The sequence below is a fragment of the Bradyrhizobium sp. SUTN9-2 genome (assembly GCF_003122645.1).
In the GTDB taxonomy this organism is placed as follows: Bacteria; Pseudomonadota; Alphaproteobacteria; order Rhizobiales; family Xanthobacteraceae; genus Bradyrhizobium; species Bradyrhizobium yuanmingense.
The window spans coordinates 563,595-586,044 of sequence record NZ_LAXE01000001.1 but is presented as its reverse complement, the minus strand read 5'-3'; the positions used below and the strand labels follow the sequence as shown (position 1 = coordinate 586,044).

At 65.5% G+C, this 22,450-nt stretch carries 24 protein-coding genes; 4 read left to right on the top strand and 20 right to left on the bottom strand.

The features are described from left to right. The 4 genes from XF30_RS02760 to rimP all read right to left on the bottom strand — a co-directional run. Positions 1-449: translation initiation factor IF-2 associated domain-containing protein (locus XF30_RS02760; protein WP_192893019.1), on the bottom strand; the 449-nt coding region annotated here is incomplete at its 3' end. Between the two features lie 70 nt (positions 450-519). After that, entirely contained in the window at positions 520-1,203 is a 684-nt protein-coding gene (locus XF30_RS02755) for an RNA-binding protein (RefSeq protein ID WP_109141851.1), read from the bottom strand. Positions 1,204-1,226: 23 nt separating this feature from the next. After that, a complete protein-coding gene (gene nusA, locus XF30_RS02750; protein WP_036024506.1) occupies positions 1,227-2,837 on the bottom strand; it encodes a transcription termination factor NusA in 1,611 nt (536 codons plus the stop codon). Positions 2,838-2,839: 2 nt separating this feature from the next. Beyond that, positions 2,840-3,595 (bottom strand): ribosome maturation factor RimP, encoded by a 756-nt coding sequence (rimP, locus tag XF30_RS02745; protein ID WP_036040842.1) that lies wholly within the window; start codon positions 3,593-3,595, stop codon positions 2,840-2,842. A gap of 370 nt (positions 3,596-3,965) precedes the next feature. On the opposite strand from rimP, the gene XF30_RS02740 reads away from it, so the two are divergent. Further along, complete coding sequence (locus XF30_RS02740; RefSeq protein WP_109141850.1) at positions 3,966-5,048, top strand: DUF2336 domain-containing protein; 1,083 nt, start codon at positions 3,966-3,968, stop codon at positions 5,046-5,048. Positions 5,049-5,173: 125 nt separating this feature from the next. Here XF30_RS02740 and trmB read toward each other — a convergent pair whose 3' ends face one another. The 13 genes from trmB to XF30_RS02675 all read right to left on the bottom strand — a co-directional run bounded on the left by trmB (position 5,174) and on the right by XF30_RS02675 (position 17,042). Continuing rightward, positions 5,174-5,887 (bottom strand): tRNA (guanosine(46)-N7)-methyltransferase TrmB, encoded by a 714-nt coding sequence (trmB, locus tag XF30_RS02735; RefSeq protein ID WP_109141849.1) that lies wholly within the window; start codon positions 5,885-5,887, stop codon positions 5,174-5,176. Beyond that, complete coding sequence (locus XF30_RS02730; RefSeq protein ID WP_036024516.1) at positions 5,884-7,041, bottom strand: M20 family metallopeptidase; 1,158 nt, start codon at positions 7,039-7,041, stop codon at positions 5,884-5,886. The genes trmB and XF30_RS02730 overlap by 4 nt, the downstream gene beginning before the upstream one ends. An 85-nt stretch (positions 7,042-7,126) precedes the next feature. Beyond that, positions 7,127-7,540 (bottom strand): helix-turn-helix domain-containing protein, encoded by a 414-nt coding sequence (locus XF30_RS02725; protein ID WP_018319423.1) that lies wholly within the window; start codon positions 7,538-7,540, stop codon positions 7,127-7,129. Between the two features lie 219 nt (positions 7,541-7,759). Continuing rightward, the gene (gene lnt / locus XF30_RS02720; protein WP_109141848.1) at positions 7,760-9,373 is read right to left on the bottom strand and encodes an apolipoprotein N-acyltransferase; all 1,614 of its coding nucleotides are present in this window, start codon (positions 9,371-9,373) and stop codon (positions 7,760-7,762) included. After that, complete coding sequence (locus XF30_RS02715; protein WP_036008986.1) at positions 9,370-10,488, bottom strand: hemolysin family protein; 1,119 nt, start codon at positions 10,486-10,488, stop codon at positions 9,370-9,372. Before XF30_RS02715 ends, lnt begins: the two co-directional genes overlap by 4 nt. A gap of 1 nt (position 10,489) precedes the next feature. Continuing rightward, on the bottom strand, positions 10,490-10,999 hold the full coding sequence (gene ybeY, locus XF30_RS02710) for an rRNA maturation RNase YbeY (protein WP_036008983.1): 510 nt from the start codon (positions 10,997-10,999) through the stop codon (positions 10,490-10,492). 59 nt (positions 11,000-11,058) lie between these two features. Next, positions 11,059-12,054, bottom strand: coding sequence for a PhoH family protein (locus XF30_RS02705; protein WP_036008958.1), 996 nt, complete (start codon positions 12,052-12,054; stop codon positions 11,059-11,061). Positions 12,055-12,118: 64 nt separating this feature from the next. Then, the gene (gene miaB / locus XF30_RS02700; RefSeq protein ID WP_109141847.1) at positions 12,119-13,513 is read right to left on the bottom strand and encodes a tRNA (N6-isopentenyl adenosine(37)-C2)-methylthiotransferase MiaB; all 1,395 of its coding nucleotides are present in this window, start codon (positions 13,511-13,513) and stop codon (positions 12,119-12,121) included. Positions 13,514-13,703: 190 nt separating this feature from the next. Then, complete coding sequence (locus XF30_RS02695; protein WP_036008953.1) at positions 13,704-14,384, bottom strand: HAD family hydrolase; 681 nt, start codon at positions 14,382-14,384, stop codon at positions 13,704-13,706. Positions 14,385-14,389: 5 nt separating this feature from the next. Beyond that, positions 14,390-14,845: a Fur family transcriptional regulator gene (locus tag XF30_RS02690; protein ID WP_109141846.1), complete on the bottom strand. Its 456-nt coding sequence runs from the start codon at positions 14,843-14,845 to the stop codon at positions 14,390-14,392. 39 nt (positions 14,846-14,884) lie between these two features. Next, entirely contained in the window at positions 14,885-15,370 is a 486-nt protein-coding gene (rimI, locus tag XF30_RS02685) for a ribosomal protein S18-alanine N-acetyltransferase (RefSeq protein ID WP_109141845.1), read from the bottom strand. After that, on the bottom strand, positions 15,367-16,062 hold the full coding sequence (tsaB, locus tag XF30_RS02680) for a tRNA (adenosine(37)-N6)-threonylcarbamoyltransferase complex dimerization subunit type 1 TsaB (RefSeq protein WP_036008944.1): 696 nt from the start codon (positions 16,060-16,062) through the stop codon (positions 15,367-15,369). The genes rimI and tsaB overlap by 4 nt, the downstream gene beginning before the upstream one ends. Positions 16,063-16,400: 338 nt before the next feature. Continuing rightward, positions 16,401-17,042, bottom strand: coding sequence for a carbonic anhydrase (locus XF30_RS02675; protein WP_036008941.1), 642 nt, complete (start codon positions 17,040-17,042; stop codon positions 16,401-16,403). A 101-nt stretch (positions 17,043-17,143) separates the two neighbouring features. Here XF30_RS02675 and XF30_RS02670 point away from each other — a divergent pair, with 101 nt between their 5' ends. Further along, a complete protein-coding gene (locus tag XF30_RS02670) occupies positions 17,144-18,025 on the top strand; it encodes an HpcH/HpaI aldolase/citrate lyase family protein (RefSeq protein ID WP_036008938.1) in 882 nt (293 codons plus the stop codon). A 41-nt stretch (positions 18,026-18,066) separates the two neighbouring features. Here the strand turns inward: XF30_RS02670 and XF30_RS02665 are convergent, their stop codons facing one another. Both XF30_RS02665 and XF30_RS02660 read right to left on the bottom strand, forming a co-directional pair. Further along, entirely contained in the window at positions 18,067-18,879 is an 813-nt protein-coding gene (locus XF30_RS02665; protein ID WP_036024531.1) for a Crp/Fnr family transcriptional regulator, read from the bottom strand. A 378-nt stretch (positions 18,880-19,257) separates the two neighbouring features. Then, a complete protein-coding gene (locus XF30_RS02660) occupies positions 19,258-20,013 on the bottom strand; it encodes an SDR family NAD(P)-dependent oxidoreductase (protein ID WP_109141844.1) in 756 nt (251 codons plus the stop codon). Between the two features lie 207 nt (positions 20,014-20,220). Between XF30_RS02660 and XF30_RS02655 the strand changes: the two genes are divergently transcribed. Together XF30_RS02655 and XF30_RS02650 are read left to right on the top strand one after the other, a co-directional pair. Next, entirely contained in the window at positions 20,221-21,114 is an 894-nt protein-coding gene (locus tag XF30_RS02655) for an AraC family transcriptional regulator (RefSeq protein ID WP_109141843.1), read from the top strand. Between the two features lie 11 nt (positions 21,115-21,125). Beyond that, entirely contained in the window at positions 21,126-21,899 is a 774-nt protein-coding gene (locus tag XF30_RS02650; RefSeq protein WP_109141842.1) for an N-acyl homoserine lactonase family protein, read from the top strand. Between the two features lie 9 nt (positions 21,900-21,908). Here XF30_RS02650 and XF30_RS02645 read toward each other — a convergent pair whose 3' ends face one another. After that, positions 21,909-22,328, bottom strand: coding sequence for a hypothetical protein (locus XF30_RS02645; RefSeq protein ID WP_109145541.1), 420 nt, complete (start codon positions 22,326-22,328; stop codon positions 21,909-21,911). Positions 22,329-22,450: the final 122 nt, after the last annotated feature.

Genomic DNA, 22,450 nt, shown 5'->3' with positions numbered 1-22,450 from the left:
TCCTCGGCCTTGCGGCGGGATTCGGCGGCTTCGCGCTCGGCGCGCTCGGCAGCCTCACGGGCGGCGCGGCGCTGGGCCTCTTCCTCGGCCTGGCGGCGTTCCTCGACCTCGCGCAGCTTGGCATCGGCGAGCGCACTGGCGCGGGCCGAACGCTCATCCTCGGTGAGGGTACGAAGCACCACGCCGGAACCGGCGTTGCGCGGCGGGGGCGGAGCCGGACGCGGCGGCGCGGCGGGTGCGGCCGGCGCCGGCTTTGCCGTCACCTCGGGCGCGTGCGGCTCGGGTCCATCGCCAATGCGGCGCTTGCCGCGCTTCTCGACCACGACCTGCTTGCTGCGGCCATGGCTGAAGCTCTGGCGCACGGTGCCCGTTTCGACGCGCGGCTTGAGCGATAGCGTCTTGCTCGGAACGCTCAGCTTCTTGTCGCCAGGGGTCTTGGTATCAACCATTCAGCAGTCCTAATCCTGATTTATCAGTGTTGTGCGTTGCCGCACCATCCAATCGGGTCGTCGTTGTCTCTCAGAAATCCTGGCCGGGTTTTTCGGCAGTCTTGTCGTCGTCCGCCATCCGGTATCGGACCAGGATCTGGCTACGTGACAGGAATGACTTGCTCGCCGGGCCCGCGAGCAGGGCAGCATGTATCACATTTGACCGGGTCAGTGCCAAATCCAATTCTACCGATTTCAGAGCGGTGACGACGGGAATCTGCGCCTTAGGACCGCGATTCCCGGCATTCTGACGCGCCAGCATGTCCAATTTGCGGATTCCGTCCGCGGCCCCGTCGCTGGCATGGATCAGGACCTCGACCGTTCCTTCCCGCAGGGCGCTCTCGACCTTGCCGAAGCCGGCCACGACCTGGCCCGCCTTGGCGGCGATCCCAAGGGCTTCGGTCACGCTCCGGACCAGGAGCGCCTCGATGTCGGTGGGAAGCGTCTGAGGGATGCGCAGCTCGCGCTTGAAGGCCTTGCTAAATTGGTGACGCCGCACCGCTTCCGCAACAGTCTTGCGGGAGGCGGTGAGCCACATCCCGCGTCCGGGCAGCTTGCGCTTGAGATCGGGAACTATTTGTCCGTCAGGCGATGCAACGAAGCGGATCAGCTCGTCGATCGGCCGGACCTCGCGGCTGACCGCGCACATGCGCATGGTCGCGGACCTTTCGGTCCGCGGGCCATGGTCAAGTTCGAGGTCGGAATCTGCAAGCATCCGGGCGACATTCTCCTTTGCCCTTAAGCCGGTTGATCTTCGGTCGCCTCGGCCTCCTCGGTGGGCTTGGCGAGATCGGCTTCGGTGATCCAGCCGGCCTTGACGCGGGCCTGCATGATCATCGCTTCGGCGTCGTCACGGGAGATGTCGATGCCGTCGAGCGCGCCGGCGTGCTTGGTCGGCTCGCTGCCTTCCTTGCGCTCGGTCCAGCCGACCAGATCGTCGGTGGCGCAGCCGGCGAGGTCCTCGACGCTCTTGATGTCGTTCTCGCCGAACTTCACCAGCATCTTCGAGGTCACGCCGGGCACGTCCTTGAGCGCGTCCTCGACGCCGAGCTCCTTGCGCCTCGCCTCGAGCTCGGCTTCCTGCTGCTCCAGATATTCGCGGGCGCGATTCTGCAGCTCCTGCGCGGTCTCCTCGTCGAAGCCCTCGATGCCGGCGAGCTCCTTGACGTCCACCATCGCGAGCTCCTCGACCGAGGTGAAGCCCTCGGACGCCAGCAGCTGGCCGACCACTTCGTCGACGTTAAGCGATTCCATGAAGACGCGGGTCGAGTTCTCGAAGTCGGCCTGGCGGCGCTCCGATTCCTCCTGCTCGGTCAGGATGTCGATATCCCAGCCGGTGAGCTGCGAGGCCAGGCGCACGTTCTGGCCGCGGCGGCCGATCGCGAGCGAGAGCTGGTTGTTGGTGTCGGGCACCACGACCTCGATGCGCTCGCGGTCCTCGTCGATCACGACCTTGGAGACTTCCGCCGGCGCCAGCGCGTTGACCACGAAGGTCGCGATGTCTGGCGACCATGGAATGATGTCGATCTTCTCGCCCTGCAGCTCGTTGACCACGGCCTGCACGCGCGAGCCGCGCATGCCGACGCAGGCGCCGACCGGATCGACCGAGGAATCGCGGGAAATCACGCCGATTTTCGCACGCGAGCCCGGATCGCGGGCCACCGCCTTGATCTCGACGATGCCGTCATAGATCTCCGGCACTTCCTGCGCGAACAGCTTCGCCATGAACTGCGGATGGGTGCGGGAGAGGAAGATCTGCGGGCCTCTCGTCTCGCGGCGGACGTCGAAGATGTAGGCGCGAACGCGGTCGCCGTTGCGGAACACCTCGCGCGGCAGCATCTCGTCGCGGCGGATGATGGCTTCGCCGCGGCCGAGATCGACGATCACGCTGCCATATTCGACGCGCTTGACGACGCCATTGACGATGTCGCCGATGCGGTCCTTGAATTCCTGGTACTGCCGGTCGCGCTCGGCCTCGCGCACCTTTTGCACGATGACCTGCTTGGCCGATTGCGCGGCGATGCGGCCATATTCCAGCGGCGGCAGGGTGTCGGCGATGGTGTCGCCGACCTGGGCGCCGGGATTGGCGCGCTGCGCGTCCACCAGCGAGATCTGGTTGGAGTGATTCTCGACCTTGTCGACCACCAGCATGTGGCGCGACAGCCGCAGCTCGCCCTTCTTCGGGTCGATCTCGGCATGAACGTCAGTCTCGCTGCCGTAACGTGCGCGCGCCGCCTTGGCGATGGCGTCCTCCATCGCCGCGATGACGATGCCGCGGTCGATCGACTTTTCGCGTGCGACGGCGTCGGCGATCTGAAGCAATTCGAGTCGGTTGGCGCTGACTGCCATGGCTAGTCTCCTTGGTCAGGCTCGATCTCGCCGCGCCGCGCGCGTTCGGCGGCAAGGCGATGTTTCTTCGTGTTGGTCGGGGCCGGCTTCTTCTTCGGCTTGGTGTTCTTGGTGATCTTCGCACTGATCTCCGCGTGCGGTGCAGCCGGCGGCTCCAGTCCGAGATCCCTGCGCATCTTGCGCTCCTCGGCCTTGCCACGGCGCATGGATTCCGCGATCAGCTCATCGGTCAGCACCAGGCGTGCCTCGCCGATATCCTCCATGGTCAGGAGAACGTCGGCATCGTCGCCGGCCTTGGCATCGTCGCGATGCAGATGCACGCGGTCGCCCTCGACCGCGCCGAGCGTGCCGCGGAAGCGCTTGCGCCCATCATGCGCGACCGCCATCTCGATCTTCACCAGGTGCCCGGAATAGCGCTCGAAATCGGAGCGGCGCACCAGCGGGCGATCGATTCCCGGCGAAGAGATCTCGAGGCGATAGGCGCGGTCGATGGGATCGGCGACGTCGAGCACGGGCGACAGGGCCCGCGAGATCGCCTCGCAATCCTCGATCTGCATCGAGCCGTCCGGCCGCTCGGCCATGATCTGCACGGTGCAGCCGGCTTCGCCGGAAATGCGGATCCGGACCAGGCGGTAGCCCATGCCCTGCAGCACGGGACCTGCCACCGCGGACACCCGTGCCGCGACGCCGGGCTCGACCACGAGCCGCGGCTCGGCCAGCAATTCGGCATCCGTGGAACCAGGGTTCGGTTCGGTCATGTCCAGGGTCAGAGCGCTCGTTGGTTAAGGCTTGGGTTAAGGCTTGGTTACGATTTCAAAGCCCGCTTCGGAACTTTCCCGACGACGCGTCGGGCGCATCTCCCGCCGAGCCGCGTTCAGGTAATAAAAAAGAGCGGGTCCTTGCGGGCCCACTCTCACTACGCGGATCGTATGAGAAGATGAATTGGCGCTGATATAGCGCTTTCCGCTTCTCCGGACAAGGCCCATTGCAGCGGGAACGGGGCCTTTTTGCGCCCGTCCGCGGGCCCTGCGCAACGCTTCCTTCATCAAGCAGGCCTAGATTTCCCGATTGTGGGGCGGCTTGGACCTAGGGCGCACCCGCGGCGTGCCCCGTTCGAGTTGCGTTTTCATGACCGTTGCCACGTCGCTCATTCCTGGACTGGACGATATCGTCAAGCGCGGCGACCCGAGGCGTCGTGGCGAGATCGCGCGCGCCATTTCCCAGCTGTTCTTCCAGGACGCGGAAAAGCTCCGCCCTGAACTGATCGATCTCTTCGACAATCTCCTGATCGATCTCGTCCCGCATGCCGAGCTGGCCTCGCGCGCCGATCTGGCCGAGCGTTTCTCGCGCCTGAACAACGCGCCGCCGCACCTCGTCAATCAGCTCGCGCGCGAAAACGAGATCGCGGTCGCCGGCCCCGTGCTGCGCCGCTCGCCAGTGCTCGACGACGCGGCTCTGGTCGAGATCGCGCGCTTGAAGGGCCAGGGTCATCTTCTGGCGATGACTGAGCGTCCAGCTTTGTCTCCCGCCGTCACCGACGTGCTGGTCGAGCGCGGCGATCGCGACGTGGTGCGCCGTGCCGCCGCCAATGCCGGTGCGGTGTTCTCGCCGGGCAGCTATTCCGAGATGATCAAGCGCGCGGCGCAGGACGGCGTGCTGACGCTGAAGATCGGCCAGCGCAACGACCTTTCCGGCGAGCACCTGAAGCAGCTGCTCGATGGCACGCTCGACGTCATCCGCCGCCGCCTCTCCACCGTGGTCAATCCCGCGCGCCAGGTCGAGATCAAGCGCGCGATGGCGGCGATCGAGGAGGCCGCGCTGCCGCCGGGTCCGCGCCGCGATTTCTCCGCGGCACAGCGCACGGTGCTGACCTTGAATCGCGAAGGCCATCTCGGCGAGAGCGCGCTGCTCGGTTTCGCCAAGGCGCACAAATACGAGGAATCGGTCGCCGCGCTGTCGGCGATGTCGGGCGTTCGCCTCCAGGTCCTCGACCGCCTGATCGCAGGCGACCGCTACGATCCGCTTCTGATCCTCGGCCGCGTGCTGAGCCTCGGTTGGCCCACGGTGCGCGCGCTCATCCTGCTCTGGTACGGCTCGAACCGCACGCCGGCCGATGCCGATATCGAGGCCGCGCGTCTGAACTTCACGCGCCTGATGCCGGCCACCGCCGAACGCGTCGTGAATTTCTGGCGCAACCGGCAGACGATCTAGCGTCCCACTCCGTCATTGCGAGCGAAGCGAAGCAATCCAGAACTCGTTCCGCGAAAACGCTCTGAATTGCTTCGTCGCCAGCGCAAATTGCCTTGCAATTTGTCGCGGGCTCCTCGCAATGATGGCTAACCCACCCGCCTGAACCGCAGATAAGCCGCCTTGCGTCCCTCGCGCGCGGCCTTTCGGCCGTAGCGCGTCATGGTGTAGCCCGGCCATGGAAGCCGGAAATCGTCGGCGCGTTCGGCCAGCCAGACGAAGTCCTGCGAGCGCGCAAGATGCGACAGCGTCCAGGCGCAGTAATCGTCGATGTCGCAGACGAAGCGGAATTCGCCGCCTCGCTTGAGCACGCGCGCCATCGCGGCAATGGTGCGGTCCTGGACGAAGCGCCGCTTCCAGTGTCGCCGCTTCGGCCAGGGATCGGGATGGATCAGGTCGATCCGCGACAGCGACTCCTTGGGAAGCCAAGCCAAGAGCTCGGCGGCATCGCCCGCGAACAGGCGGATGTTGCCGATGTTGGCCGCCTCGATCTGCGCGAGGATCTTGGCCATGCCGTTGACATAAGGCTCGCAGCCGATGAAGCCGGTGGTGGGGAAGTTCTGTGCCTCGGCCGCGAGATGCTCGCCGCCGCCGAAGCCGATCTCGAGCCTGACGTCGTCGGCTGCGGGATCGAAGATGTCGCGGGCGTCCGCCGGCGCCTCACCGTCGATATCGAGGGCAAGATGCGGCAGCAGTTGCTCGATCAAGCCGGCCTGGTGCTGCCTCAGCTTGTGACCCTTGCGGCGCCCGAAGAAGGCGCGCTCGCTGTCGTCGCGGTCGGGGCTTGATTTACGTTCGCTCATCGCAGCGTCTGATAAAGCCGATGGAGCAGCCGCGCGCGTGGAGCCAGCGAGGAGACATAGAGCTGCTCATAATGGGTGTGTGCACCCTTGCCGTCGACGCCGAGCCCGTCGAGCGTTGCGGTGAAGGGAGCGGTGAAATTGCCGTCCGAGCCGCCGCCGGTGTGGGTGTCGATCAGCTCGAAGCCGATCTCGCCGGCGAGCGTCTTGGCATGCTCGTACAGCGAAGCTCCCGCATTGCTCTTCTCGTAAGGCGGCCGGTTGAGCTCGCCCGTGACCGTGACGGTGACGCCATCGGTCTTCGAGGTCAAAGAGAGAATCTTGCCGACGAACTCGTCCGCGTCCTTGAGACTCACGACGCGCAGATCGACTTCGGCATAGGCCTCCTCGGGCGTGACGTTGGGGCGCGTGCCGCCGCGCACCACGCCGACATTGACGGTCACGCCGCGCGCAACATCGTTCATTCCTTCCAGCGCGAGGATGACGTTGCCGAGTTCGCGGACGGCGCTGCGGCCGTCTTCGGGCCGCGAGCCGGCATGCGCGGGCACGCCCTTGATGAATACCCGGAAGCGTCCGACGCCCTTGCGCCCGGTGACGATCTTGCCGCCGTCGCGCGCCGGCTCGGTCACCAGCACGTATTTGGCGTTGCGCCCTTCCTGCTCGATCAGCGCACGCGAGGTCGGGCTGCCGATCTCCTCGTCGGAGGTGAACAGATGCGTGATGCCGAGCGGCGAGCGATCGCCCGTCGCGCAAAGCGCGCGGAAGGCGTGGTGGGCGATGTAGGCGCCGCCTTTCATGTCGTAGATGCCCGGACCGAACGCGACGTCGCCTTCGACCTTGAACGGCAGGCGCTCGATGAAGCCGATGGGATGGACGGTATCGAGATGGCTCAGCACCAGGATGCCCGGCTGATCCTGCCCCCAATTCGTGCGCGCCACGAGATGATCGCCGCAGCCGTCCGTGCCGGCGATGCGCTCGAGCGTGACGGGCAGGTCGCCGTATTGCTCCGCGACCACGGAGACCAGCTTGTTGACCTGTTCAGGTGCTTCCGTCGGCGTCTCGATCTCCACCCAGCGGCGGATGCCATCGAGAATAGTTTGTGAATCGAACCAATTGGAGCCGGTCATGGACGCATCTGTGCCTTTGAATCGCATCATCGAAGCGGACGCGCATCAAAGCGCGGTCGTAAATGACGACATAGGCCAGATTTGATGCAGTCTCAAATCGCGGGGGACATGAGCTTCAACGCTTGTCCGGACCTTCGCGGGCCGCAATCTGCTCGACGAGATCGACGATCGAGCGGCGCATCTTCGAATCAGTGATTCGCGTGAACGCCTTGGTCAAAGCGAGCCCTTCGGAGGTGGCGAGAAAGTCCGAGACGTAAGAGGGCGAGGCGCCTTCGCTGAAGCCATCCGGACCCGGCACGCCGCTCGGGCCGCCCTCGAACAGGAAGGACACCGGCACCTGCAGAATCTCCGCGATCTGCTGGATGCGGCTTGCGCCGACCCGGTTGGTGCCCTTCTCGTACTTCTGAATCTGCTGGAAAGTCAGGCCCAAAGCTTCACCGAGCTTCTCCTGGCTCATGCCCAACATGATGCGGCGCATGCGCACGCGACTGCCGACATATTTGTCAACAGGGTTGGGCGCTTTCGACATTTCCTCAGCCCTCCAAACACCACCTTCGGCGCAATGATCAAGCATGCCTCGGGTGCAGCACCGTCAAAATCAAACCCTGTTATTGGGAAACATTGCGGAGAAATTTAGCAATGCACCGCCATCTTTCGCAGCCGGTGCAGAATGGGGAGCCCGCGTGCAGTCTGTCAACCGTGGGACTACGGTTGTCAAAGGATTCCGGCCGCTGCGGCGGCGGTGCGATCAGGGCTGGCGTTTGCCTATTCGTCGGCGGACCGCCAGCAGCACGGCCACCGCGACGAGCATGATTGCGGGCACATCACCCACCCGTGCATAAACCGTCGGTGGGATCGCGGCCGGCAGGTTTGCGTCCAAAATGCCTTCGAGGCCGAGACCGAGGTTCGCGACGGTGCGGCCGACCGGATCGATCACTGCGGAGATGCCGGTATTGGCCGAGCGGACCAGCGGCAATCCGAGCTCGATCGCGCGCATCCGCGACTGTTCCAGGTGCTGGTAGGGACCGGTCGAGATGCCGAACCAGCCGTCATTGGTCAGGTTCACGATCCAGCCCGGACGTTCGTTGCGTACAGCCACTTCGTCGGGAAAGATCGCCTCGTAGCAGATCAACGGCAACACGGGCGGCGCGCCGGCAACGGGGAGCGCATGCCGCACGGTGCCTGGAATGAAGCCGCCGCGCACACGCGTCAGTTGCTCGAAACCGAGCTTCTCCATCAACGACTGGTACGGAAGAAATTCTCCGAACGGTACCAGATGCAGCTTGTCGTAGACGGCGAGCACGCTGCCGTCGTGATCGATCACGTAGATCGAGTTGTAGGCGCGCGTGATCGGCGTGCCCCGCGGCACATCGGGCGCGCGGACCGATCCCGTGATCAGCACCGTGCCCTTCGGCAACAGATCGGCGATTTGCGCCATCGCGTCGGCTTCGCGGGTCAGGAAGAACGGGAAGGCGGATTCCGGCCAGATCAGGATGGTGGCATCGCGCACGCCGGTCGATTGCGGGCCGGAGGCGCGGTCCGACAGCGCAAGGTACTTCTTCATCACCTCCGGCTTGGCGGCATAGTTGAATTTCTCGTCCTGCTGCAGGTTGGGCTGCATCAGGCGCAGCTTGGCGCCGGATACGATCGTGGTCGGATGCAGCGACAGGCGGATTGCGCCAAAGATGCTCATGACGAGCAGGAGCGCGCCGGCCGCGGCCGGCACCCGCCATTGCAGGCGCCGATCCGGCGTGCGGTCGATCAGCGTCGCCGGGCTCGCGAAGATCGCAATCGTCAGGAACGTCACGCCCCACAGGCCGATCAGCGAGGCCGTCTGCGCCAGCGGCAATGGCTCGGACAGCGCATAGCCGAACGTGTTCCAGGGAAAGCCGGTCAGCGCATGGCCGCGCAGCCATTCGCTGATGGTGAGGCTCGCTGCGAGCGCCAGCACGCGCGTGGCGTTCTTGCTCCAGAGCAGGCGCGCCAGCGCAAAGCCGATCGCCGTGAAGATCGAGAGATAGGCCGGCAGGCCCAGCACCGCGAACGGCGTCAGCCAGGCGAATGTGTCGGCTTCGACGAAGAAGGCGTAGCCGATCCAGTAGAGGCCGGGCACGAAATAGCCGAGCCCGAACCAATAGCCGGTCAGGGCGGCGGCGGGCACGCCGCCATAGCGGCCGGCCCCGGCGCCGTCGATCAGCCAGACCAGCACCGGGAAGGTGACGAACAGCACCGGAAAGAGGTTGAACGGCGCCAGCGCCAGCACCGACAGCGCTCCGGCCGCCATGGCGACGACTGCGCGCTGCCATCCCCAGGTGAGGATGATGGCGAGCGCAATTTGCCGTAGGCGCTGCGATGGGCTCACTGCGAGGCGGCCCCGTCGCGCGGCGGCGATGTCGGCGTGTCGCTGGCCGGCGCTTGTCCGCTCTCCGGCGTGGCTTCACGCCGCCGGCTCTCGCGCTGGGTGCGGGGCGCCGGGCGTTCCTTCCGCGTCGCGATGCGCAGCCGCTTGACGCGGCGCGGATCGGCATCGAGCACCTCGACCTCGTAATTGCCGGGGCCCGAGATCACCTCGCCGCGCACCGGCAGGCGCCCGACGAAGCTGACGAGATAGCCGCCCAGCGTCTCCACCTCCTCGCCAGCCTCGCCGGTGACGAAATCCTCGCCGATCACCGAGCGGACGTCGTCGAGGCTGGCGCGGGCGTCGGCGATGAAGGCGTTGTCGGGCAGGCGCACGATCGAGGGCGGCTCGTCGCTGTCGTGCTCGTCGTCGATCTCGCCGACGATCTGCTCGACGATGTCCTCGATCGAGACCAGCCCGTCGCTGCCGCCATATTCGTCGACCACCAGCGCCAGATGGATGCGCGAGGCCTGCATCTGCGCGAGCAGGTCGATCGCCCGCATCGACGGCGGCACGTAGAGCAGCTTGCGGATGATGTGCGCCTCGTGAAGCGGCAGCGCGAGATCGACCGCGCGCAAATCGAGCCCGGCCGGCAGCGGCTTCTTGCGCTTGGTCTTGGTGGCTTCCGACACGCGGGCGCGCGCGGTCATGAAGGCGAGCAAATCGCGGATGTGGACGATGCCGACGGGATCGTCGAGCGTCTCGTTGAAGACGACGAGGCGCGAATGGCCGGCGCTCTCGAAGCGGTCCATCAATTCCCCGAGCGGGATGTCGCGTTTCACCGCGACGATGTCGGCGCGATGCACCATGACGTCGGCGATGCGGCGCTCGTGCAGGCTGAGGATGTTGCGCAGCATGGTGCGCTCGACCGCGGAGAAGCCGGTGTCGTCGGGCGTCGAGGCGTCGAGCACGACCTGGAGGTCGTCGCGCACCGACCCCGCCTTCCAGCCGAACAGCGTGCGGATGGCGCGCAGCAGCCAGCTTTCGGCACTCGGGCGCAGCACCTCGCCCGGCGTCACCACAACCGGCAAATTGGCCGTGGTGCGGGGATTGTCGTGGGTAGGCTCGGAATCCGGCATCTCAGTGCGTCCCCGGGCGGTCGGCATAGGGATCGGGGATGCCGAGATGGGCGAGGATTTCGGTTTCGAGCGCTTCCATCTCCTCGGCGTCGCCCTCGTTCTCGTGGTCGTAGCCGATCAGGTGCAGGAAGCCGTGCACGGCGAGGTGGCTCAGATGATGGTCGAACGGCTTGTGCTCCTCGTCCGCCTCGCGCCGCATGGTCTCATAGGCGATCGCGATATCGCCGAGCATGCGCGGGGCATCGCCCGGCTTCCACGCGCCCTCCGGCTGCAGCGCCGGGAACGACAGCACGTTGGTCGGCTTGTCGATGCCGCGCCAGTTGCTGTTGAGCGTGCGGATGCCGGCATCATCTGTCAGCATCACGGCCACTTCGGCGTCGGCAACATCTTCGTCGACGCTCTCGGCGGCCGCCGCCAGTGCGCGCTGGATCACGGCTTCGGAATCGGGCTCGCGCTGCCAGCAATCGGCGACGACGAGGACCTCGGTCATGGGAAGGTTGGAATGGGACATTGTGTTGTCTCGGACGAAGGGCGCCGTGCTCGCGCCCTCTTTGGTCCGGTGCTGCCTCGTCAGGATTGACCGGTGGCCGGCCGCTGCGGCGGCCCTTCATAGGCGGCGACGATCCGCGCCACGAGCTCGTGGCGGATCACGTCCTCCGCCTTGAAATGAACCTGGGCGATGCCCTCGACGCCGCTCAGGAGGCGGGTCGCCTCGGCCAGGCCCGAGGTCTGGCCGTTCGGCAGGTCGATCTGCGAGGGATCGCCCGTCACGATCATGCGGCTGTTCTCGCCGAGACGCGTCAGGAACATCTTCATCTGCATCGACGTGGTGTTCTGGGCCTCGTCCAGGATGATGGCGGCGTTGGTCAGCGTGCGGCCGCGCATGAAGGCGAGAGGCGCGATCTCGATCTCGCCGGTCTGCAGCGCGCGCTCGACGATGCGCGCATCCATGAGGTCGTAGAGCGCATCGTAGATCGGCCGCAGATAAGGATCGACCTTCTCGCGGAGATCGCCGGGCAGAAAGCCGAGCCGCTCGCCGGCTTCCACCGCCGGGCGCGACAGGATGATCTTGTCGACCTCCTTGCGCTCGAACAGCTGCGCGGCATGCGCGACGGCGAGCCAGGTCTTGCCGGTGCCGGCGGGGCCGATGCCGAACACCAGTTCGTGCCGCTTCAGCGCGCGGATGTAGGAATCCTGCGCCGCCGTGCGCGCCCGCACCGGACGCTTGCGCAAGTTGATGCTGTCGAAGGTCGATTTGGCCGATTTGGCGTCGAACTCGAACAGCGAGCCCTGCGCGATCACGGCGCGGATCGCGCCCTCGACCTCGCCCTGGTCGAGATCGTGGCCCTTCGCGGCCTGCGCGTAGAGCATCTCCAGCACGCGGCGCGCAGCGTCGCAGCCGTCGCGGGTGCCGCCGATCGTGATGTGGTTGCCCTTGGAATCGACGATGACGCCGAGCCGCCGCTCGATCTGCGCCAGGTGCTGGCCGTAGGGGCCGACCAGCGCGGAAGCGGCGCGGTTGTCGTCGAAGTCGATGACGACCTGGGTCTCGGGCGGAACTTGCATGTCGCGGTCAAATTTGCGGCTGGGAGCGAACGAAGACGAATCCGATGCGCTTTTGGGCAAGGGTTCAGGCTCCACTGGCTTGCGATAAAGCGGGCTCGCGCGCCTTGCGCGGCGTCACGAGCTCGCCGAGAAAACTGTAGCGCTCGAGGCTGTCGATTCTGACAGGCAGGATCTGTCCAATGATGTCGGGCGCGGCCATTACGTGGGCGGGCTGGAGGTAGGCGGTGCGGCCCACGATCTGGCCCTCCTTGCGCGCCGGACGCTCGAACAGCACGTCGACCGTTGAGCCAATCGCGGCCTTGTTGAAGGCCGATTGCTGGCTGTTGATCAGTTCCTGGAGCCGCTCCAATCGCTGGTCCATCTCGGCGGGGGACACCGTCTCCTGCATGTCCGCGGCCGGCGTTCCCGGCCGGGCGGAGTATTTGAACGAATAGGCCGCAGCGTAGCCGATTTGCGTGACAAGCGCGAGGGTGGCGAGAAAATCTTGCTCGCTCTCGCCGGGGAAGCCGACGATGAAATCCGATGAAAAAGCAATGTCTTGGCGTGCGGTACGAAAACGGTCGATGACCCGCCGGTAATCATCGGCGGTATGTTTGCGATTCATGGCCGCCAAAATGCGGTCCGAGCCCGACTGCACCGGCAGGTGCACGAACGGCATCAGGGCACCGAGGTCGCGATGGGCCGCGATCAGGCTGTCGTCGACATCGCGGGGGTGGCTGGTCGAATAGCGCAGCCGCGCAATGCCGGGAATCGCCGCCAGATGTTCGAGCAGCCGGCCGAGCGGCCAGGTTTTTCCGTCCGGCCCTTCGCCGTGATAGGCGTTGACGTTCTGCCCGATCAGCGTGAGCTCGCGCACGCCGTTGTCGGCGAGCCGCGTCACGTCCTCGACGATTTTCGCCACCGGGCGCGAGACTTCGGCGCCGCGCGTATAGGGCACGACGCAGAAGGTGCAGAACTTGTCGCAGCCTTCCTGCACCGTGACGAAGGCGGAAATGCCGCGCGCGCGGATCGCGTCCGGCTTCGGCTGGGCCAGGAAGCCGAACTTGTCGGCGGCGGGAAATTCGGTCTCGATCGCGCGGCCTTCGCCCTCGGCGCGCTTCAACAGTTCCGGCAGATGATGATAGCTCTGCGGGCCCACCACGACGTCGACGACAGGCGCGCGCCGCACGATCTCCTCGCCCTCGGCCTGCGCCACGCAGCCCGCCACCGCGATCTGCATCGCGCGGCCTGCACGCGCGGCCTCGTCCTTGGCGACGCGTAGCCGGCCGAGCTCGGAATAGACCTTCTCCGAGGCCTTCTCGCGGATATGGCAGGTGTTAAGGATGACGAGGTCGGCATCCTCCGCGCTCGCCGTCTCCACGAATCCTTCCGGGGCCAGCGTGTCCACCATGCGCTGGGCATCGTAGACGTTCATCTGGCAGCCATATGATTTGATGTGCAGCTTGCGCGGCGGCGTCATGGAACCCGAAATGGAGCTGGAGGACGGCCCTCAGATATAGGCTGCAGGGCCGAAAATCCAGCGAATGGAGCCATTTCCGCCTGTCATTCCGGGGCGCGACGCAGTTGCGAACCCGGAATCCAGAGTTTTACTGCGAGATTCCGGGTTCACGCGCGTCGCGCGTGCCCCGGAATGACGGTTCGAGGCAACATCAGCCCGCCAGAGCGTCCGCCGCGACCCGCCGGACCAGCTCGGGCAGCTGATGCATGTCGGCAAAGAGCAGGTCGGCGCCGGCCAGGCGCAAAGTTTCGGCATAGCCGTCGCGGCAATGGCTGCCCCCGTAAAAGCCGAAAACCGTCATGCCGGCGGCGCGGGCGCCGGCGATGCCGGCCAGACTGTCCTCGATCACGACGCAGCGCTCGGGCGGCACGCCCATTTGGCTCGCCGCGAACAGGAACAGGTCGGGCGCCGGCTTGCCGTTCTTCACCTGCGAGGCCGAGAAGATGTTTGGCGCGAGGCGCTCGTAGAGCCCGGTGCTCCCGAGGCTCACGCGCATCCGCTGATGCGAGCCGCTCGAGGCGACGCAGACGGCTTGCGTGACGACATCCAGCACATCGTGGATGCCGCGGATCGCTTCGAGGTCGGCTTCGAATGCGCGAAACAGCTCGTCCTGGAGATCGCCGTGATAGGCCTCCGGCAGCTTGCGGCCAAGCTCGGTCTCGATCTCGAGATTGGCCTGCTTTGTCGAGCGGCCGAGGAAGCGCGCGAACACCTGCTCCGACGTGATCGGATAGCCGTGGCGCGTCAGCACGTCCGCATGCGCCCGGCAGGAGATCACCTCGCTGTCCACGAGCACGCCGTCGCAATCGAAGATGATGAGATCGATGGGCACTAAACTCAATTCGTCGGCTTGTCGTCGTCGAGCGGGACGCAATAGAGCTCGAGCCGGTGATCGACCAGGCGATAGCCGAGCTTGCGGGCGATCTCGGCCTGCAGCTTCTCGATCTCCTCGGAGGTGAACTCGATCACCTTGCCGTCGCGCAGATTGATGAGGTGGTCGTGATGGCTGTCGCGCATCTGCTCGTAGCGCGCGCGGCCCTCGCGGAAATCGTGGCGTTCGATGATGCCGGCGTCCTCGAACAGTTTCACGGTGCGATAGACCGTCGAGATCGAGATCTTGTCGTCAACCGCAACGCAGCGCCGGTACAGTTCCTCGACATCGGGATGATCGATCGCTTCGGCCAACACGCGGGCGATGACGCGGCGCTGCTCGGTCATGCGCATGCCCGTTGCGGCGCAGCGCGCCTCGATCTCGGATGCCTTGGACGCAGAAGAATGTTTCAGTGTGGTCATAGCGTTGTCTGCCTGGGCGGGCGCTTTCTGCCGCCGATGTTACGACAAGTCACGCCGCATCAGAAGGGCGTTCAATTGTTCCCCGTTGGGCTGCTTATAGTAGCGATCGCGGCGTCCGACCACCACGAATCCGGCTCGATCGTAAAGCCGCCGCGCCGGCTGGTTGTTCTCCTCCACTTCCAGAAATATGGTGCGTACGCCGCGCCCGGCGAGGTGGCCGAGATGGGTCATCAGCAGCGTGCGGGAGAGGCCGCGGCCGCGATAAGCCCCGTCCACCGCGATCGAGAGAATCTCCGCTTCGTCCGCGCCGATCCGCGACACCGCAAAGCCGATCGTCTTGCGGCCGAGCCGCAAGCGATGCACCAGCGTGTTGCGCTCGCTCATCATGCTCTCGAACTCGCCTTCGCCCCAGCCGTGCGCGAAGGAGGCGCCGTGCAGCTGCGCGAGGCGCGCGGCATCGCGCATGGTCGCGGGCTCGACGGCGGCGGTGCCGCCGCGCCACCACTCCGACAGCCATCCTATCATGAGGTCGCGGCTTGTGCTGCGAGCGGCGTCGATGCCGCCGGCTTGGCGTCGGGCGCTTTCAGATAGAACGGCCGCGCCGGATTGGTGTCGGGATTGGCGGCCGCGCCGAGCCAGGCGACCCAGCTGATGTCGGGCGCGGGCTGCGCGTCGACCGCAATTGGTTGCGGTCCGTCCTTCGGCCAGCGACCTGCGAGGATCCCGGCGGCATTGCCGACCAGATGCGGCGCGCCGAATTGCGAGGCCGCGATCGCCGCGTCGATGGAGGCGACAGCCGGCCGGACCAGCTGGCTGCCGTCGCCGGCGACGATCTGGAAATAGACGTGATCGTGCCGCGCATCGATCGCAGAGATCACCGCCGCCGTTCCGCTCTTGGCGACGACCCCAGCGGCATAGGCCGACAGCGTCGTCAGCCCGACCGCCGGCCGTTTCGCCGCAAGCGCAAGGCCCCGCGCCGCCGAAATGCCGACGCGCAGGCCGGTGAAGCTGCCGGGCCCGACGGTGACGGCGATGCGGTCGAGCGAGGTGAAGGAAAGGCCGGCGGATTGCATCACGCGCGCGATCATCGGCATCAGCGCCTCGGCATGGCCGCGCTTCATCAGCTGCGATTCCCGTGCGAGGAGCTCGCCGGCGTCGGTGTCGAGAACGGCGGCCGCGCAGGCTTCGAGCGCAGTATCGATGGCAAGGATCAGCATGATGGAGCAAATGGCGAGTGGCGAATGGAGAACACTCTAGCGAACCAGGCGCCTGTCCGCCATTCGTCAGGCAGGATTTGCACTTCCGATATGCCCTATTGCGCAAGGAGGGCTATCGCATTTGAGAGTTTTTCCCTGCGGCCATCCTTCGAGACGCCCGCTTGGGCGGGCTCCTCAGGATGAGGGCGGAGTGCGCGGCAACAGTTTCAAGGAGCACTGACGCTGATTAGCCTCATCCTGAGGAGGCGCGTAAGCGCCGTCTCGAAGGACGAGGCGTGCGCGCAGGCCGCTGCCACAAATCATATGCGATAGCCCCGCATTTCGCTGGGTGGGCAGGATTATCCCTCGCGTGCGTTCCTGAATTCCTTGGTCGCCTTGTCCAGCACGAACAGCGATCCCTCCGCCACGCCGAAATAGGCGCCGTGGGTCTGCATCCGGCCGCTCTCCACGGCCTTGCGGACGAACGGGAAGGTCATCAGGTTTTCCAGGCTGCGGAACACGGCGGCCTTCTCGATGCGCTCGACGAATTGCGCCATGGTCTCGTGCTCGCGCTGCTCCACGACCTCGCCCGGCTTGATGAACATCTGCATCCAGCGGCCGATGAAATCGCCGGGCGTGAGTGGCTCGATCTTGTCGATGAAGGCGCGGATGCCGCCGCATTGGGCGTGGCCGAGCACCACGATGTGCTTCACCTTCAGCACCGTCACCGCAAATTCGAGCGCTGCCGAGACGCCGTGAGCGCCTTCGTCAGGCTGATAAGTCGGCACCAGATTGGCGATGTTGCGGACGACGAAGAGCTCGCCCGGCCCCGCGTCGAAGATCACCTCGGGGGAGACCCGGGAGTCGCAGCAGCCGATCACCATGGTCTCAGGCGACTGCCCTTTGACCGAGAGCTCACGATAGCGGTTCTGCTCGGTCGGCAGCCGCTGGGTGGCGAAGGCCTTGTAGCCTTCCAGCAAGTGCGTCGGGAATGTCGTCATGGCCCATGCCTAATCACATACCGCCAAGGCCGACAAGCCTTTCGAATGGGCAGGCCAAATGCTATCGGCTGGGGGACGACAGACCAGGAAGGAACGCCAGCATGACCCGCCCGCGCCGCAGCCATCTGTTCATGCCCGGCTCCAACCCGCGCGCGCTGGAAAAGGCGCGCAATCTCGCCGCCGACGGCCTGATCCTCGATCTCGAGGATTCCGTCGCCCCGGAGGCCAAGGCGGCGGCGCGCGACGGCATTGCGGCGGCGATCGCCGCCAAGGGTTTTGGCAGGCGCGAGGTCCTGATCCGGACCAACGGCCTCGATACGCCCTGGTGGCCAGATGACGCCGCCATGGCCGCCAAGGCCTCGCCGGACGGCATCCTGGTTCCAAAAGTTTCAAGCGTCGAGGATCTCGACGCCATCGGCCGCAAGCTGGCCGAGCTCGGCGCCGCGCCGACCGTCAAAGTCTGGGCCATGATCGAGACCGCGCGCGCCGTGCTGCATGCCGAGGAACTGGCCGCCGCCGGCCGCGATCCTTCGCGCCGTCTCTCGGGCTTCGTGTTCGGCCCCAACGACATCTCGCGCGAGACGCGGATCAGGATGCTGCCGGGCCGCGCCGCGATGATCCCGATGATCACCCATTGCATCCTGGCGAGCCGCGCCCACGGCCTCGAAATCCTCGACGGTCCCTACAGCGACATCGCCAATTCCGACGGTTTCGCCACCGAATGCGCGCAAGGCCGCGATCTCGGCTTCGACGGCAAGACGCTGATCCACCCGTCTCAGATCGACGCCTGCAACGCCATCTTCACCCCGCCGGAAGAGGAAGTCGCCCGCGCGCGAAAGATCATCGCGGCGTTCGAACTGCCGGAGAACGCCTCGCGCGGCGCGATCCGCCTCGATGGTGCGATGGTGGAGCGCCTGCACGCCGACATGGCCCGGCGCACGATCGCGATTGCGGACGCGATCGCTGCGATGGGGAAGGGCTGAGGCGCGAGATCCACTTCTCCACGCGCCGCAGGTTTTGCACTCTATCGTCCCGCCCGCGAAACGGCTTTGAATTCACCGCCTGCTCCGTGGGAGGCGGCGATGGCGCTTTGCCGGAATCGCGCATCGGCAGGCTGCGGCGCCGCCAATTCCTGGCAATACATTCGATCGATCGTGCGCTGCATGAGCGCATAGCAATCGCATGCGATCCTCTCGAGCCGCGACCGATGGATCTCGACAAACCCGCGCCGCTCGGACGGGATGGCGCCGGCCTCGCGTAGCTTGCTCATCGTCAAAGTCACCGTCGTCCGCCGGACCCCAACCAGTTGCGCCAGCGCCTCCTGCGTCACCGGAAGCAGGTCCTCGGGAACGCGGTCGTGAAGCTGCAGGAGCCACCGCGCCATGCGGCCATCCACCCGGTGCAGCGCGTTGCAAGCGGCGACATGCTGGAGCTGCAGCAACACGGCGCGGGCGTGGACCTGCACGACATTCCTGATCGCTGCGCTTTGCGCATGGGCAGCGCGAAATTTGGCGGCGGAAATTACCGATGCAGTGCCGGCTGTGCGGGCAATCGCGGTCACGGATGAAGGCGAGGGGCCGAGCACGGAGAACGAGGCCAAAGCGCCTTCGCGTCCCATCAAGCTGGTCGCGACCGTTTGCCCGTCCGGCATATCGAGCATGAAGGCGATCGCGCCGCTATGGGGAAAATAGACGGGGTCGAGTTCGTCGCCCGATCGCACCAGGACGGCATCGGGTTCGAACGAGACCTTCTGGAAGTGGGGCGTCAGCAAAGCGAGATCCGCCGGCGGCAGCGCCGCCAATAGCCGATTCCCGATGCCCTTGCGGTGGGCAGTCACGGTGTCCTCTGTTGAACGAGCACCCAACGAACGACGGGAATCATCTGTTTCATTCGCCATGATTATCCGAAATGCGAATTGCGGAACGGTAGCGATCCAAACAGAGCTAATAATCGAGATCAAGCACGGATATTTGCGGTGAGCTTTCCCCGCATCCTCGCCGCGCAAACAGTCATACTATTTACGCCCGTTGCCATCCGACGATGCGCACAAGCGAAAGCTCTGCTGTACGCTGCCATCAGCGGTCCGGCAGATGGTCGGGTCTTTCTCGGTGACGGTAGCGGTGACGAAATCGCGGATGCGATCGCGGTGATGCGGAAGGGCTGAGGGCTCGCACACTCCGTCGCCTCGCGACGGAGTGCGCCAATGCCGCCGCACTCAGATCGTCTGGCCGCCGGACACCTCGATGCGCTGGGCCGTAACCCAGCGATTCTCCGGACCGAGCAGGCTCGCGACCATCGGCCCGATGTCGTCGGGCACACCGACGCGGCCAAGCGCGGTCATTTGCGCGAACTGCCTGTTCAAATCCGGCATGTCGCGGACGGCGCCGCCGAGGAAGTCGGTCTCGATCGCGCCCGGCGCTACGACGTTGGCGGTGATGCCGCGTTCGCCGAATTCTTTTGCCATGTAGACGGTCAGAACCTCGATGGCGCCCTTGGCGGCGGCATAGGCCGAGAAGCCGGGGAAAGACACGCGCGTCAGCCCGCTCGAGAAGTTGACGATCCGGCCATTGTCGCCAAGCAGCGGCAGCAAGGCCTGCGTCAGAAAGAACGGCCCTTTGACATGGGTGTCGAAGAGCGCGTCGAACTGCTGCTCCGTCGTCTCGGCTATGGCGGCCATTTCGCCCTGGCCGGCATTATTGACGAGATGATCGAACCTCTCGGTGTGCCAGTGCTCGGCCAGCACCGACCGGACTTTCGCGGCGAACGCCGGAAAGGTCGACACGGCGGTGACGTCGAGCTGGAGCGCGACCGCTTTTCGGCCAAGCGCCTCGATCTCGGCGACGACCTCGCGGGCGGCGCCGGCGCCGCTGCGATAGGTCACGATGACGTCGCCGCCGTGGCGAGCGATCGCGATTGCGGTATTGCGGCCCAGGCCCCGGCTGGCGCCGGTGACGAGCGAAATGGTGGGCATTTGAGGCTCCCTCGTGAAGTTTCGGTGGGCCCTTTCTGCCTGTGATCGCGCATCCGATGTTGCCGGATCCTGTGATCATCTTGCCCAATCCTCCAGGAATGCGCCGGCCACAGACTGCCAGTCACAGACTTGCCTGGAATTCCCGTCTTCTTGCCTGATCGCCGGTCGGCAATTGCCCGCCTGCCTGGCTCGGCCTAGATTGGGCGCGTGACCGAAACATTGCTCCAGATTGCCAGCAATTACGCCGCCGCTCGTGCCGACGACAAAGGCGTTGCGTCCACGCCTTTCGCCGGCATCTCGATCATTCGTGAGACCGCGCCGAGCGCGCTCCAATTTGCGATCTCCAAGCCGCTGGTCGCTTTGGTCCTGCAAGGGGCCAAGCGCGTTGCGGTCGGCGCCACGTCGTTCGACCTGGGTGCGGGCGATTCGCTGGTGATCTCGAGCGACGTGCCGACGGTCAGCCAGATCACGCGCGCCACAGCCGCGGTGCCCTATCTGTCGCTCGTCGTCGAGCTCGATCCCATCGTCATCGAGGGGCTGGTCGTCGAGATGGGGGCCGCGCCTTATGTTCCGTCGCAGCCGCTTCGGGTCGAGCCGACGGAGCGGGATTTGAGCGATGCGGCGCTGCGGTTGTTGCGCCTGATCGATCGGCCCTCATCCGCCTCGATCCTCCAGAGCCAAGTGCTGCGGGAGCTGCATTATTGGCTATTGGCCGGTCGGCACGGGGGTGCCATCAGGGCGCTCGGTATGGCCGACAGCCATGCGCAGCGGATCGGCCGTGCGGTTGCGATCATTCGCGCCGACTATGCCAAGCCTTTGCGTGTCGACCGGCTCGCCAAGGCCGCGGGGATGAGCCACTCGGCCTTTCACCTGCACTTTCGCAGCATCACCTCGCTGACCCCGCTTCAGTTCCAGAAGCAGCTGCGCCTGATCGAGGCGCGCCGCACCATGTTGGCCGATGGCGCGAGCATCGCGACCGCCTCTCATCGGGTCGGCTACGAAAGCGTCACGCAGTTCACGCGGGAATATTGCCGATTGTTCGGCATGCCGCCTGGGCGCGACATGCGCGAGGCGAAGCGGCGCGTCGAATCGGCGGCTTGAAGAGTTCTCACATGGCGACGATCGACAGGATCTACATCCTCGACGGAGGCATTGCTGAGGTCGAAGACGGTTCGATCTATTCTCCCGGCATCAATGTCGGCATTCCCATGACGTTGAGCTGCAATGCCTATCTCATTCGTCACCGCGGTGAGTGGCTGATCTGGGATACGGGAATAGCGGATGAGCTGGCGAAGTATCCGGAAGGGCGCATCATCGCACACGGCATACGCGGCATCGTGCGCCGGCCTCTCGCGGACCAATTGGATGAAATCGGGGTGCGGCCCCGCGATATCGGCACCATCCTCCTCTCTCACGCGCATTTCGATCATATCGGAAATGTCGACCTGTTCGAAAACGCAAGATGGATCGCTCAACGGGCCGAGTTCGAAGCCATGTTCGGACCTGACCCCGACGAGTTCGGCTACTCACTGCCGCACTACGAGGCGTTGCAGGAGCGGCCTTTCGAGATTGTCGATGGCGACCACGACCTATTTGGCGACGGCGCGGTGCGCATGATCTTCACGCCCGGCCATACTCCCGGGCATTGCTCGCTGCTGGTGAAGCTGCCGCGGCGCGGCGCCGTGCTGCTGAGCGGTGACGTCGCGCACAACCGGGAGAACCTCCGGCACATGCGCGTGCCGTCGTTCAATGCCGACCCGCAGGCGACGGTTGCGTCGATGGCCAAGGTGGTCGAGCTGCTACGCGTCGAGAACGCCGAAATCTGGATCAATCACGATACGGCGCAAAGCCAAGGAATGGCTTACGCGCCGAAATGGATCGAGTAGCGCAATGCCTCACCGCGGCACGAGGTCGGCACGCTCGAGCGTCTCCAGGGTCGAGGCGTTGGCGCAATAGCCATGGTAATTCTCCGCGGCGGTGCCCTCAGTGAGATCGCGGTCGCACTGTCCCTTGTGATTGCAGAGCGAGCAGACCCGCTCGAGGTCGCGGAGCAGCAGCGGCTGCGCGCGGCCGAGCGCCTCAGTGCTGATGCCGAGCTGTTCGAGCATCTTCGGCAGCTCGTCGGCGGCGTGCCGGCCATGACGGACCAGCTCCTCCAGATCGTCCGGCGCGATCCTGAGATCATTGGCGATCCGGTCGAAATCGGCGCGGTCGAGCTGCCGCATTTCGTTGATCTCGCGGCGGTGCTTCACCCAGTTCGCGAAGGACTCGATGAGATCCTGGACGATGGGGTAGGGCCTGGTTGCGGTGCTCATGGAAAGCTCCATTCGGACGGTCGGAATTGGAGCGAGATAAGCACAATGATGCAGAAGCGCGTTGCGCTGGATCAAACAGGAAAGAGCGGGGTTGCCAACCTCTCCCGCTTGCGGGAGAGGTC

Bases quoted from the DNA above. Each gene is read 5' to 3' on its own strand.
- XF30_RS02690 (WP_109141846.1), bottom strand. From the start codon at position 14,845: ATGACCACACTGAAACATTCTTCTGCGTCCAAGGCATCCGAGATCGAG.
- XF30_RS02645 (WP_109145541.1), bottom strand. From the start codon at position 22,328: ATGAGCACCGCAACCAGGCCCTACCCCATCGTCCAGGATCTCATCGAG.
- rimI (WP_109141845.1), bottom strand. From the start codon at position 15,370: ATGATAGGATGGCTGTCGGAGTGGTGGCGCGGCGGCACCGCCGCCGTC.
- trmB (WP_109141849.1), bottom strand. From the start codon at position 5,887: ATGAGCGAACGTAAATCAAGCCCCGACCGCGACGACAGCGAGCGCGCC.
- XF30_RS02740 (WP_109141850.1), top strand. From the start codon at position 3,966: ATGACCGTTGCCACGTCGCTCATTCCTGGACTGGACGATATCGTCAAG.
- rimP (WP_036040842.1), bottom strand. From the start codon at position 3,595: ATGACCGAACCGAACCCTGGTTCCACGGATGCCGAATTGCTGGCCGAG.
- XF30_RS02705 (WP_036008958.1), bottom strand. From the start codon at position 12,054: ATGCAAGTTCCGCCCGAGACCCAGGTCGTCATCGACTTCGACGACAAC.
- tsaB (WP_036008944.1), bottom strand. From the start codon at position 16,062: ATGCTGATCCTTGCCATCGATACTGCGCTCGAAGCCTGCGCGGCCGCC.
- miaB (WP_109141847.1), bottom strand. From the start codon at position 13,513: ATGACGCCGCCGCGCAAGCTGCACATCAAATCATATGGCTGCCAGATG.
- ybeY (WP_036008983.1), bottom strand. From the start codon at position 10,999: ATGTCCCATTCCAACCTTCCCATGACCGAGGTCCTCGTCGTCGCCGAT.
- XF30_RS02730 (WP_036024516.1), bottom strand. From the start codon at position 7,041: ATGATGCGATTCAAAGGCACAGATGCGTCCATGACCGGCTCCAATTGG.
- XF30_RS02715 (WP_036008986.1), bottom strand. From the start codon at position 10,488: ATGCCGGATTCCGAGCCTACCCACGACAATCCCCGCACCACGGCCAAT.
- XF30_RS02670 (WP_036008938.1), top strand. From the start codon at position 17,144: ATGACCCGCCCGCGCCGCAGCCATCTGTTCATGCCCGGCTCCAACCCG.
- nusA (WP_036024506.1), bottom strand. From the start codon at position 2,837: ATGGCAGTCAGCGCCAACCGACTCGAATTGCTTCAGATCGCCGACGCC.
- XF30_RS02675 (WP_036008941.1), bottom strand. From the start codon at position 17,042: ATGACGACATTCCCGACGCACTTGCTGGAAGGCTACAAGGCCTTCGCC.
- XF30_RS02725 (WP_018319423.1), bottom strand. From the start codon at position 7,540: ATGTCGAAAGCGCCCAACCCTGTTGACAAATATGTCGGCAGTCGCGTG.
- XF30_RS02660 (WP_109141844.1), bottom strand. From the start codon at position 20,013: ATGCCCACCATTTCGCTCGTCACCGGCGCCAGCCGGGGCCTGGGCCGC.
- XF30_RS02755 (WP_109141851.1), bottom strand. From the start codon at position 1,203: ATGCTTGCAGATTCCGACCTCGAACTTGACCATGGCCCGCGGACCGAA.
- XF30_RS02650 (WP_109141842.1), top strand. From the start codon at position 21,126: ATGGCGACGATCGACAGGATCTACATCCTCGACGGAGGCATTGCTGAG.